The 11,344-nt window shown below is 54.8% G+C and carries 12 protein-coding genes; 7 read left to right on the top strand and 5 right to left on the bottom strand.

What is annotated here, in order from left to right:
* Window positions 1–2,406: glycerol-3-phosphate 1-O-acyltransferase PlsB (gene plsB, locus RTP97_RS13125; protein ID WP_312414283.1), on the bottom strand; the 2,406-nt coding region annotated here is incomplete at its 3' end.
* A 129-nt stretch (window positions 2,407–2,535) separates the two neighbouring features.
* Here plsB and RTP97_RS13120 point away from each other — a divergent pair.
* From RTP97_RS13120 to RTP97_RS13110, 3 genes are all read left to right on the top strand, one after another.
* The gene (locus tag RTP97_RS13120) at window positions 2,536–2,904 is read left to right on the top strand and encodes a diacylglycerol kinase (RefSeq protein ID WP_312414281.1); all 369 of its coding nucleotides are present in this window, start codon (window positions 2,536–2,538) and stop codon (window positions 2,902–2,904) included.
* Window positions 2,905–3,012: 108 nt separating this feature from the next.
* Entirely contained in the window at window positions 3,013–3,621 is a 609-nt protein-coding gene (gene lexA / locus RTP97_RS13115; protein ID WP_312214157.1) for a transcriptional repressor LexA, read from the top strand.
* Between the two features lie 255 nt (window positions 3,622–3,876).
* Window positions 3,877–4,086: a CsbD family protein gene (locus RTP97_RS13110; RefSeq protein ID WP_064324434.1), complete on the top strand. Its 210-nt coding sequence runs from the start codon at window positions 3,877–3,879 to the stop codon at window positions 4,084–4,086.
* Window positions 4,087–4,161: 75 nt separating this feature from the next.
* On the opposite strand, the gene zur is transcribed toward RTP97_RS13110, so the two are convergent.
* Entirely contained in the window at window positions 4,162–4,677 is a 516-nt protein-coding gene (zur, locus tag RTP97_RS13105) for a zinc uptake transcriptional repressor Zur (protein WP_312414278.1), read from the bottom strand.
* A 353-nt stretch (window positions 4,678–5,030) separates the two neighbouring features.
* On the opposite strand from zur, the gene RTP97_RS13100 reads away from it, so the two are divergent.
* Window positions 5,031–6,329, top strand: coding sequence for a conjugal transfer protein TraF (locus tag RTP97_RS13100; protein WP_312414275.1), 1,299 nt, complete (start codon window positions 5,031–5,033; stop codon window positions 6,327–6,329).
* A 46-nt stretch (window positions 6,330–6,375) separates the two neighbouring features.
* Here the strand turns inward: RTP97_RS13100 and RTP97_RS13095 are convergent, their stop codons facing one another.
* Window positions 6,376–6,714: an XRE family transcriptional regulator gene (locus RTP97_RS13095; protein WP_312214150.1), complete on the bottom strand. Its 339-nt coding sequence runs from the start codon at window positions 6,712–6,714 to the stop codon at window positions 6,376–6,378.
* Window positions 6,711–7,073, bottom strand: a complete 363-nt coding sequence (locus tag RTP97_RS13090) for a type II toxin-antitoxin system RelE/ParE family toxin (protein WP_312414273.1) — start codon at window positions 7,071–7,073, stop codon at window positions 6,711–6,713. Before RTP97_RS13090 ends, RTP97_RS13095 begins: the two co-directional genes overlap by 4 nt.
* Window positions 7,074–7,283: 210 nt before the next feature.
* Here RTP97_RS13090 and dusA point away from each other — a divergent pair, with 210 nt between their 5' ends.
* Window positions 7,284–8,282, top strand: coding sequence for a tRNA dihydrouridine(20/20a) synthase DusA (dusA, locus tag RTP97_RS13085; RefSeq protein WP_312414271.1), 999 nt, complete (start codon window positions 7,284–7,286; stop codon window positions 8,280–8,282).
* A gap of 131 nt (window positions 8,283–8,413) precedes the next feature.
* On the top strand, window positions 8,414–8,656 hold the full coding sequence (gene pspG / locus RTP97_RS13080) for an envelope stress response protein PspG (protein WP_042388868.1): 243 nt from the start codon (window positions 8,414–8,416) through the stop codon (window positions 8,654–8,656).
* A 181-nt stretch (window positions 8,657–8,837) separates the two neighbouring features.
* On the opposite strand, the gene RTP97_RS13075 is transcribed toward pspG, so the two are convergent.
* Window positions 8,838–9,821, bottom strand: coding sequence for a quinone oxidoreductase (locus RTP97_RS13075; protein WP_312414268.1), 984 nt, complete (start codon window positions 9,819–9,821; stop codon window positions 8,838–8,840).
* A 105-nt stretch (window positions 9,822–9,926) separates the two neighbouring features.
* Here RTP97_RS13075 and dnaB point away from each other — a divergent pair, with 105 nt between their 5' ends.
* Window positions 9,927–11,333, top strand: coding sequence for a replicative DNA helicase (gene dnaB, locus RTP97_RS13070; protein ID WP_154058268.1), 1,407 nt, complete (start codon window positions 9,927–9,929; stop codon window positions 11,331–11,333).
* The last annotated feature ends 11 nt before the right edge of the window (window positions 11,334–11,344 follow it).

Below are 11,344 nucleotides of genomic sequence, written 5' to 3'. Positions count from 1 at the left end.
CGCGCTCTCAATGGTCAATCGCACGTCAGGCGTCACCAGATCCGCCAGCAGGAGGTAGACCTGCATAGTTTTAGCCGGATCGGCATCCCCGGTATCACTGATGTATCCCTCGTCACGCAGGGTCAGCACCAGGGTACTGAACACGGCTTTATCGAAGAACTCCGGCGCGTTAATCCCGTGCAGCACCGACAGGCGCTGGGCCAGGGTGCGGCTCTCTTTCTCCAGCGTGCCACGGTTAATGGCCGGGTTAGCGCTCAGCAGCCAGAAGGTGATGGCGTAGCGTTGCAGCGTCTCGCGCGCACCGGCCGCCAGCAGCTGCAGGGTACGTGAGCGCTGCGGGTTGAGATAGAGGCGGTCGTCTTTATCCACCAGCAGACCCTGACGCACCATCTCGGCGATCAGGGCGTTCAACACCTCCGGCAGCTCGCTGTTATCCCAGCGCAGGAACAGCTCTGCCTTAAGCATCGGATAGAGCACATCGACGTGGCGCAGCAGCTCTTCGCGAGAGATCTGGCGATGCTGGGTCACGATGGCCGCCATCAGGGAGGGCAGGACCAGCATATGCGCGATGTTGTTACGGTAGTAGGTCATCAGCACCGCCTGCTCGCGCGGCAAAATGATGATGTCACCGATGGTGTCTTTCTCTACCTCAAACTTGTTCATCTGCAGCGCGTGGGCGATCAGCTCACTGGCGCTCGCCGCCGGAGCGGTGGCGTCAGGCGAGTAGGGCACGTTGCGCAGCAGATCGAGGTAGCAGTCCAGCTGCTCAGTGAGCTGCTCGCGGGTCAGCGAGCGCTGGCGCGAGGCCAGCAGCGCGGTACAGCAGAGGTTCATGGCATTTGCCGCGCCTGCGTTGTTAATACGCACCATCAGCTCGGCAGCAATGGTGTTAACCGTCGGCGTCAGCCAGGCCGGACGTATTGCCTCAATCGGATCGATCGCCTCGCGCCACTCTGGCACGTGCTGATTAAGGTAGTTCATCAGCGGCAGCGGTTCGCCGAAGTTAACGTAGCCCTCGCCGAGGTTGCGCAGCTTGCTCAGGCCGCGCAGCATCTGGAAGACGTTCTCTTTCTCTTTGGTCGCGCCGCGCAGCTCTTTAGCGTAGGTGCCAACCTCCATCACGTGCTCGTAGCCGATATAGATCGGTACCAGGGTGATAGGGCGGGTGCCGCCGCGCAGCATAGCCTGCAGGGTCATCGACAGGGTACCGGTTTTCGGATCCAGCAGGCGGCCCGTGCGCGAGCGCCCACCCTCGACGAAGTACTCGACGGAGTAACCGCGGCTGAACAGCTCGCCCAGGTACTCACGGAACACCGTGGAGTAGAGCTTGTTGCCCTTGAAGGTACGGCGAATAAAGAACGCCCCGAGGCGGCGGAAAATCGGTCCGGCAGGCCAGAAGTTGAGGTTGATCCCCGCGGCAATATGCGGTGGTACCAGTCCCTGGTGATAGAGGACATAGGAGAGCAGCATGTAGTCCATGTGGCTACGGTGGCAGGGCACGTAGACAATTTCATGGCCGTCGTGCGCCAGCTGGCGCACCCGCTCGGCGTTATGCACGTTGATGCCCTGATAGAGCCGGTTCCAGGTAAAGCCGAGGATACGGTCGCTCAGGCGGATCATCTCGTAGGAGAAGTTAGCGGCAATCTCCTCCATCAGGGCGATAGCGTTCTGCTGGGCTTTCTCGTGAGAGATCTTTTTGCTGCGCGCTTCGTCCTCTACCGCTCGGGCAATCGCTTTTGACGCCAGCAGCTTATTGAACAGATCCTGGCGTGCCGGCAGACGCGGGCCCACGGCAGCGAGGCGCTGACGGGCAAAGTGCATGCGCGCTACGCGGGCCAGCTTCTGGGCGATGATTTTATCCGTGCCGTGCTCGGTGGCCATCCGACGCAGGGAGACCGGCGGCGAAAAGCGCACAAAGCTGTCGCGACCCAGCCAGGAGACGGCGAAGAACTTCTGGATGCCGTTCAGCATGCGCAGCGGCGGGTTCACCTCGCCTTTTTCGCGCCCCGGCGAGCGGCCAAACATCACCGATACCGGCACCATCTGTACGTCCAGATCCGGGTGGTTACGGTGGAGATCCAGATAGTCATGGAACAGCTTAACGGACTCTTCTTTCGGCGTGTACCAGCTAAAGACACGCGGGCCGCTATGAATAAAGATGTAGCGCGGCAGCAGCGCGCCGTCGATCTCCAGCGGTTCAAGCGGATCGGGCAGCTCGTGCGCCAGACATTGGGCACGCAGCGTCAGTAAGTCTGCCTTCGAGTTATAAGGCAAAACGTACATAATAGGGCGTGAGGTATCGAGTCCAGGTTCCTGGGCAGGTTCTGCCGGAATCGACTTGCTTTTTACCAACACGCTTAATGGTAAATTCAGTAATTTGTAGTAAATTCGTGGCCAGCCGGACATAAACAATGTGAAGCCTCTGGTTAATAATGCCATTGCGCCGCAAGAATATCAGAAAGCGCGCAGAATATCTTTTGTACCTCGGTACGCTCGCATAGACATTGACGATAATTACGTAAAAAGGTTCTTTTGATGGCCAATAATACCACTGGTTTAACTCGAATCATTAAAGCAGCAGGCTACTCATGGAAGGGCGTTCGCGCTGCCTGGCTCAACGAAGCCGCTTTCCGCCAGGAGTCCGTTGCGGTGATCCTTGCCGTTGTCATCGCCTGCTGGCTCGATGTAGACGCTATTACGCGCGTGCTGCTCATTGGGTCCGTTGTGCTGGTAATGATAGTGGAGATTTTGAACAGCGCGATCGAGGCGGTCGTTGACCGTATCGGCACTGATTTTCATGAGCTTTCCGGTCGGGCAAAAGACATGGGTTCGGCAGCCGTGCTGATGTCCATTCTGTTAGCCCTGGCGACCTGGGGCATCCTGCTTTGGCCATATTACCGCTAAGGCGCGCAAAATCGGCCTTGCGGGGCAGATTTGCTCAAAATTTGGTTTCAAAAACGGTTTTTGCTGTATATACTCACAGCATAACTGTATATACACCCAGGGGGCGGGATGAAAGCGTTAACAGCCAGGCAGCAAGAGGTGTTTGATCTCATTCGCGATCACATCAGCCAGACCGGCATGCCGCCGACGCGTGCTGAAATTGCACAGCGTTTGGGATTCCGTTCCCCAAACGCGGCGGAAGAACACCTGAAAGCGCTGGCGCGCAAAGGCGCTATTGAGATTGTTTCCGGCGCATCGCGCGGGATCCGGCTGCTGCAGGAAGAGGAAGATGGCCTGCCGTTGATCGGCCGCGTTGCTGCCGGTGAGCCGCTGCTGGCGCAGCAGCATATTGAAGGTCACTACCAGGTCGATCCATCGCTGTTTAAGCCCAGCGCTGATTTCCTGCTGCGCGTTAGCGGAATGTCGATGAAAGACATTGGTATTATGGATGGCGATCTGCTGGCGGTACATAAGACCCAGGAAGCGCGTAACGGGCAGGTGATCGTGGCGCGTATTGACGACGAAGTGACCGTAAAACGGCTGAAAAAGCAGGGTAACACCGTGCAGCTGCTACCGGAAAACAGCGACTTCGATCCTATCGTTGTTGACCTTCGTCAGCAGAACTTCAGCATTGAAGGGCTGGCGGTAGGTGTTATTCGCAACGGCGAGTGGCTCTGATATCATATAAGTGCTTGTGGCAGTTAACATTGTGCTGTCACAGCGCTTCTTAATGTTTTTCCTCTTCTCTCTTTTCCACCTCTTTTAGCCTCACCTTCCTGTTGTCTGTTCGCTCCTGAATGGTTAAATATTCCGAATAATCCCCAGCTTAGAAAATCCTTAGCTACAATTATTATCACGTTCAGCAGATAAAGAACGTAACGAAGGACCAACGAATATTGCTATTCAACACCGAACGATGATGAGGATACCATTATGAATAAAGACGAAGTCGGCGGTAACTGGAAACAGTTCAAAGGTAAAGCGAAAGAGCAATGGGGTAAATTAACGGATGATGACATGACCGTTATTGAAGGTAAACGCGATCAGCTGGTCGGTAAAATTCAAGAACGTTACGGTTATCAGAAAGACCAGGCCGAGAAAGAAGTTGGCGAATGGGAAACCCGTAACGACTATCGCTGGTAATCACGTTAGATAAGTAGCTTGACTACCCTGCCCGACGGTACAAGGATGTACCGACTCTACTCGCCCACGCTGCGCTTAACGCGGTTTTTTCTTCACCAAAATGCTGTGATCGTGCTGGCATTCGCCCTGATGACGGCAGGCTTCCACCTCCGAGCACGCTGCGCAAAGTCCGTGCGCCTCTATGACGTTATGTCGTAGCGCAAAACCCATCTTTGCCGCCAGGGCATGCATAATATCCTCGACCCCTTCAGCCGCTTCCTCTTTCACCACGCCACAACGATCGCAGATAAACATTGCTGATGTATGGGTAGGCTGATCGAAAAGGTGACACAGCACATAGCTGTTGGTCGACTCAACCTTATGGACAAATCCCTGCTCCAGCAGAAAATCAAGCGCACGATAAACCGTAGGCGGCTTAGCCTGGGGTTCGGAGGCGCGCAACAGATCAAGCAAATCGTAGGCGCTGATTGCGCCCTGCTGGAGGCTCATCAGACGCAGAACCTCAAGGCGCTGCGGGGTCAGGCGCACATTGCGTTGCACGCACAGCGTCTCAGCATGTGCCAGCATCTGCTGCGAAATGGTCTTATCCATAGGGCATCCTTAGGTTACGTGATGTAATAACATTGAAGCCGTTACTTTATCATATCCTGTGGCAAACGCCGAGATCCGGGCGATCCTTCATTCTCAACGAGGATCGCCACCCTGGCATTTACCTTAAATTTCCGCCGTGCACGTCAGAAAACCTTCCCCAAACGATTTTCCTCCTCTATAAGTAAATAGCGTTTATAAAAAGACGCAGTTTGTTACCAATAAATATATCCTCATGCGGCACAAAAAATGAAATAGCCGCATTTAGCATCGCTTTTCACAGCAATAGTTCACCTCTCGCCAGGCGATAACTGGCAGGGCATAAATCGACCTTTGATCAATAAGACGGGCATACTGTGAAAAAAATTTTTAAACTTTCAGTGGTAACACTTGCGGTCTCTTTTGGGGTAGTCACTCAGGCAGGGGCAGCAAATACCTGGGCAGAAGCGCGTAGCGATGCAATGGGCGGAACAGGTGTGGCGTCTGCCAGCTACGGCAGCGGCGTACTGATTAACCCGGCGCTGCTGGCTAAAGCTAAACCAGACGATAACGTGACGGTCATCCTGCCGAGCGTACGGGCGCAGATTAGCGATAAAGACAATCTGCAGGATGAAATCGATGATATTAGCGACAAAGTCGACTACTACGACAACGTTATCGACAACCTGACCTTTGCCCAGTTCATTACCAACCCAACGGGAACCATTAATCAGGTACGCGGCGCGGCGACCGATTTAGCCGATGAGCTGGAGTTTCTCGATGGCAAAACCGCTCGCGCCAATGCGGGAGCCGGTATTGCGGTAAGCATTCCTAACGACGTGCTGTCGTTTGCTTTCGTGGCGAAGGCGTATGCTCACGCCCGGGTCAGCTCTAACGTCGATCAGCAGGATATTGACTACCTGCGCGGTGACCAGATCCTTGTAGATGCTGGGCTCACTGCACTCGGTAGCAATTCGGATATTATCACCCGTAACCTGAACTCCACCGCCTCCGGACGGGCCGCTATCGTCTCCGACTACGGTGTGGCCGTGGCGCGTCAGTTCCAGTTTGGTGATGTGCCGGTCTCTATCGGCGTAACGCCGAAGCTGCAAAAAACCTGGCTGTTCAACTACACCACCTCCATCTACGACTACGACAGCAGCGACTTCAACAGCAGCCGCTATCGTAATGACGATACCGGCTTCAACGTCGATGCCGGTATTGCCGCTGACTTTGGTGATAACTGGACGGTGGGCTTGAGCGGGCAGAACCTGATCTCTCGTGATATTAATACTAAAGATATCCAGATCCGCAACGGCCGCACCGGCGAGGTTCGTAATTACAAAGACACCTACCAGATCAGCCCGGTGGTCACCGCAGGGCTGGCGTGGCATACGGATCTGGTTACTCTCAGCGCCGACGGCGATCTGACCGAGACCAAAGGCTTCAAGAGCGAAGAGGCCTCCCAGTACGTTGGCGTCGGTGCCGAAGTGCGTCCGCTCGACTGGCTGGCGGTGCGGGCGGGCTACCGTGCCGATGTGAAAGGGGACGACAGCAACGTCGCCACCGCCGGTATCGGTTTTGCGCCGTTTAACCGCGTTCACGTCGACCTGATGGGCCTGTACGGTGAAGATGAAACCTGGGGCGCAGGCGCACAGCTCAGCCTGACGTTCTGATGATCCACCCGCCGGAGGCGCAATGCCTCCGGCGGGCTGTTCAGGCTTAGCCGACAGAGACCCGAACGGGTTTACCGATACGACTTAACATATTTACTAACGCATCAATAGTAAATTTACTGGTCTTTTTGTTTACCACGTCCGAGACGCGGGGACGTGAAATATGTAAAACAGTGGCAACGTCAGCCTGTTTCAGGTTCTTATCAGAAATCCAGACGGTAATCTCTTCCATCAATTTTTCTTTGATAGCGAGTGTGTTTTCAATTTTGCGTAAGGAGTCAGCATGAAGTTCTGCTGCATCCTGTTCGTCAAAGCCTAAATCAGCAAAGATATTGCCTCCTGCAGGGGTGATATGACGAACTTCAGTCTCTATTTTTGCGGTCATTTTCTGTTTCTCCGCTGTTGAATCAGTGTGTTGTAACGCATCTTAGCGATATCTTTATCGTACTTACTCGTTTGCGGCGTTTTTTTCTGAAAACTATGCAAAACATAGATAGCATCCTCAAACTTTGCTACATACATGACACGATAGATCCCACTGATATCACGTACCCGGATTTCATTAACGCCTGGACCCATTTCTGAAAAGGGTCTCCAGTCTGCCGGTTCAATGCCGAATTGAATGCTGTGTAATTGGTAACCGACTTCTTTACGGGTCTCTACAGGAAAAGCCAGTAGATCCTCGCGTGAGGAGCCTAACCATACAATATCTTTCTCTTTAAGCGCTGTTGTCTTCACTGACATAAACCCTCCATTTTGTATAAAATTTTATACAAAAATAGGTGGGATGCAAGTGAGTTGTCCAATATAGATAAATTGGAAAATTACGCACAGCTCAGCCTGACGTTCTGATGATCCACCCGCCGGAGGCGCAATGTCTCCGGCGGGCTGTTCAGTCGAAATGAGTATGCTATAGTAGCGCCCCTTTTCCATTTTGATGAAAAAACGTACGCTATGCCGCCAGTCACGCCCGCTACCGCCTTCGCCGCCCACCGCTTCTCCATCGCGCCCATGCTCGACTGGACCGACCGCCACTGTCGCTATTTCCTGCGCCTGCTGTCGCGGGAGACGCTGCTCTATACCGAGATGGTGACTACCGGGGCGATTATTCATGGCAAAGGCGACTACCTGGCCTACAGCGATAAGGAGCATCCCGTGGCGCTCCAGCTGGGCGGGAGCGATCCGGCGCAGCTGGCCCACTGTGCGAAGCTAGCGGAAGCTCGCGGCTACGATGAGATCAACCTCAACGTTGGCTGCCCCTCGGATCGCGTGCAGAACGGCATGTTCGGTGCCTGCCTGATGGGCAATGCGCAGCTGGTGGCGGACTGCATCAAAGCCATGCGCGACGTGGTCTCAATCCCGGTGACGGTGAAAACCCGTATCGGCATTGACGATCAGGATAGCTACGAATTCCTTTGCAGTTTTATTGATACCGTTTCCGGCAAGGGCGAGTGTGAGACGTTTATTATTCATGCCCGTAAGGCCTGGCTCTCCGGACTCAGCCCAAAAGAGAACCGCGAGATCCCACCCCTGGATTACCCGCGCGTCTATCAGCTTAAGCGCGACTTCCCGCACCTGACCATGTCGATCAACGGCGGCATTAAATCGCTGGAAGAGGCGAAAGCGCATCTTGAGCATATGGACGGGGTGATGGTGGGGCGCGAGGCGTATCAAAACCCGGGCATTCTGGCCGCGGTTGACCGTGAGATTTTTGGCGTAGCGCGTGACGATGCCGATCCGGTTGCGGTGGTGCGGGCCATGTATCCCTATATTGAGCGTGAGCTGAGCAACGGCGCCTATCTCGGGCATATCACTCGCCATATGCTGGGCCTTTTCCAGGGCATTCCCGGCGCGCGCCAGTGGCGTCGCTACCTGAGTGAAAACGCCCATAAGGCCGGGGCAGATATTAACGTGCTGGAGCAGGCGCTGAAGCTGGTCGCGGACAAACGTTAAAAATTCGCTAAAAGTTAGCTAAATTCACCACACCTCGCAGCGCTCTGCGGGGCGTTTTTCTTTATTATCAATGGATTACATTCTGGCACGTTTCTTGTAATACCCTAGGTAACTATTGAGGGGGAAGCGCCATGCTTGAACTACTGTTTGTAATTGGATTTTTTATGATGCTGCTGGTGACAGGCGTCTCGCTGCTGGGCATTATCGTCGCCCTGGCGGTGGCAACGGCGCTAATGTTTGTCGGCGGGCTGTTTGCGTTGATGTTTAAGCTGTTGCCCTGGCTCCTGCTGGCGGTGGCCATCGTCTGGGTTATCCGGGCGGTGAAAAAACCAAAACTGCCGCTGTATCAGCGTAATAGCCGCTGGCGTTATTAAGTAATGCGGTCTTGATCACAACCTGGCACTTTTCTCTGGCAGGTTCAGCCAAACCGCATAGGATTTAGGTATCGAATCTGTCACTATTGCGCGTCTTAGAATTCATCGAGCTGTACCCTACATGCAGCCGAACTAAAAAAAGAAAGGGCTTCCCTGTTTTTACAGTGAAGCCCTAATTCTTTTAGGGGATCAGCAAACTCGATCCCTGGGTTGAGCGACTCTCCAGCGTCTCGTGCGCGCGCTGCGCCTCCGCCAGCGGGAACTTCTGCTCTTCCGCCACGTCGACCTTAATCACGCCGCTGGCAATCAGTGAAAATAGCTCGTTGCTGGCCTCTTCAAGCTCCTCACGGTTAGTGATGTAACCCTGTAGAGAAGGGCGGGTTGCATAGAGGGAGCCTTTCTGGTTGAGAATGCCAAGGTTAACGCCGGTGACAGGGCCAGAGGCGTTGCCGAAGCTAACCATCAGACCATGACGTTGCAGGCAGTCCAGCGATGACTCCCAGGTATCTTTGCCTACCGAGTCATAGACTACGCGCACTTTTTTACCGCCAGTGATCTCCTTAACGCGCTCAACGATGCTCTCTTCGCGGTAGTTAATCACCTGCCATGCGCCAGCCTGCAACGCCCGCTGCGCCTTCTGCGCGCTGCCCACCGTGCCGATCAGCTTGCCGCCCAGCGCCTTGGACCATTGGCAAGCGATCAGCCCCACGCCGCCCGCTGCCGCGTGGAATAGAAACGGCTCGTCCGGCTTGATCTCGTAAGTTTTACGCAGCAGGTAGAAGACCGTTAGCCCTTTCAGGAACGAGGCTGCCGCTTGCTCAAAGGAGATCGCATTCGGCAAAATAGCCACTTTATCCGCAGGTACGTTGTGCACCGAGCTGTAGGCCCCCAGCGCCGACTGGGCATAGACCACCCGATCGCCCGCTTTAATGTGGCTAACGTTTTTACCTACTTTGCTGACTACGCCTGCTGCCTCCGTACCGAGACCGCTTGGTAACGCCGGTGGCGGATAGAGGCCGCTACGGATGTAGGTGTCGATATAGTTGATACCAATGGCCTTGTTCTCGACCTGCACCTCGTTTTCTGCCGGATCGGTAGGAGCGAACTCCACCGCTTTTAATACCTCAGGGCCACCATGCTTGTGAAATTCAATTCTTGTTGCCATGCTTCCTCCCAAAGATCCTAAACCAGGGTGACATTAGGGTCGGGTGTCGTAATCCAAAATGTGATAAAATTTCGACCCACAATTTATCTCGGTACTCCATTCACTATGGCAGGAAATAAACCCTTCAACAAACAGACTGAACCCCGCGATATGCAAGTCGAGGGGATGAAAGTGCCGCCACACTCAATCGAAGCGGAGCAGTCGGTGTTGGGCGGTTTAATGCTGGATAACGAACGCTGGGACGACGTTGCCGAGCGCGTTGTTGCGGAAGATTTCTATACCCGCCCGCACCGACACATCTTCACTGAGATGCACCGCCTGCAGGAGATGAGCAAGCCCATCGACCTGATCACCCTGGCGGAGTCGCTGGAGCAGCAGGGTCAGCTGGACAGCGTAGGCGGGTTTGCCTATTTAGCAGAGTTATCAAAAAATACGCCAAGCGCGGCGAACATCAGCGCCTATGCCGACATCGTACGCGAACGTGCGGTAGTACGTGAGATGATCTCGGTAGCCAACGAGATCGCCACTGCGGGCTTTGACCCTCAGGGCCGTACCAGCGAAGATCTGCTCGACCTCGCCGAATCCCGCGTTTTCCAGATTGCTGAAAATCGGGCGAATAAGGACGAAGGGCCGAAAAGCATCGATCAGATCCTTGAGGCCACCGTTGCGCGTATTGAGCAGCTGTTTCAGCAGCCCCACGACGGCGTTACCGGCGTTGATACCGGCTATCAGGATCTGAACAAGAAAACGGCGGGCCTGCAGCGCTCGGATCTGATCATCGTGGCGGCGCGTCCGTCGATGGGTAAGACCACCTTCGCGATGAACCTGTGCGAAAACGCCGCGATGCTCCAGGATAAGCCGGTGCTGATCTTCAGCCTCGAGATGCCCGCCGAGCAGATCATGATGCGTATGCTGGCGTCGCTCTCCCGCGTCGATCAGACCCGCATTCGTACCGGTCAGCTCGACGATGAGGACTGGGCGCGAATCTCCGGCACCATGGGCATCCTGCTGGAGAAGCGTAACATGTATATCGACGACTCCTCCGGCCTGACGCCGACCGAGGTACGCTCCCGCGCCCGACGCATTTTCCGTGAACATGACGGTCTGAGCATGATCATGATCGACTACCTCCAGCTGATGCGCGTCCCGTCGCTCTCCGACAACCGTACGCTGGAGATCGCAGAGATCTCCCGCTCGCTGAAGGCGCTGGCGAAAGAGTTACAGGTGCCGGTGGTGGCCCTGTCGCAGCTTAACCGCTCTCTGGAACAGCGTGCCGACAAGCGCCCGGTCAACTCCGACCTGCGTGAATCCGGCTCTATCGAGCAGGATGCCGACCTGATCATGTTTATCTATCGTGATGAGGTGTACCACGAGAACAGCGATCTGAAAGGCATCGCGGAAATTATTATTGGTAAGCAGCGTAACGGTCCGATTGGTACGGTACGTCTGACCTTTAACGGGCAGTGGTCGCGCTTCGATAATTATGCCGGGCCACAGTATGATGAAGAGTGATAAGGAATAAC

This window comes from Pseudescherichia sp. (genome assembly GCF_031998825.1).
Lineage (GTDB): Bacteria > Pseudomonadota > Gammaproteobacteria > Enterobacterales > Enterobacteriaceae > Pseudescherichia.
The sequence above is the reverse complement of the archived record's forward strand: the minus strand, read 5'-3'. Positions and strand labels throughout refer to the sequence as shown.

Excerpts from the sequence above, each read along its gene's own strand:
- RTP97_RS13120 (WP_312414281.1), top strand. The coding sequence starts at position 2,536 with ATGGCCAATAATACCACTGGTTTAACTCGAATCATTAAAGCAGCAGGC.
- lexA (WP_312214157.1), top strand. The coding sequence starts at position 3,013 with ATGAAAGCGTTAACAGCCAGGCAGCAAGAGGTGTTTGATCTCATTCGC.
- RTP97_RS13110 (WP_064324434.1), top strand. The coding sequence starts at position 3,877 with ATGAATAAAGACGAAGTCGGCGGTAACTGGAAACAGTTCAAAGGTAAA.
- zur (WP_312414278.1), bottom strand. The coding sequence starts at position 4,677 with ATGGATAAGACCATTTCGCAGCAGATGCTGGCACATGCTGAGACGCTG.
- RTP97_RS13095 (WP_312214150.1), bottom strand. The coding sequence starts at position 6,714 with ATGACCGCAAAAATAGAGACTGAAGTTCGTCATATCACCCCTGCAGGA.
- RTP97_RS13090 (WP_312414273.1), bottom strand. The coding sequence starts at position 7,073 with ATGTCAGTGAAGACAACAGCGCTTAAAGAGAAAGATATTGTATGGTTA.
- dusA (WP_312414271.1), top strand. The coding sequence starts at position 7,284 with ATGCCGCCAGTCACGCCCGCTACCGCCTTCGCCGCCCACCGCTTCTCC.
- pspG (WP_042388868.1), top strand. The coding sequence starts at position 8,414 with ATGCTTGAACTACTGTTTGTAATTGGATTTTTTATGATGCTGCTGGTG.
- RTP97_RS13075 (WP_312414268.1), bottom strand. The coding sequence starts at position 9,821 with ATGGCAACAAGAATTGAATTTCACAAGCATGGTGGCCCTGAGGTATTA.
- dnaB (WP_154058268.1), top strand. The coding sequence starts at position 9,927 with ATGGCAGGAAATAAACCCTTCAACAAACAGACTGAACCCCGCGATATG.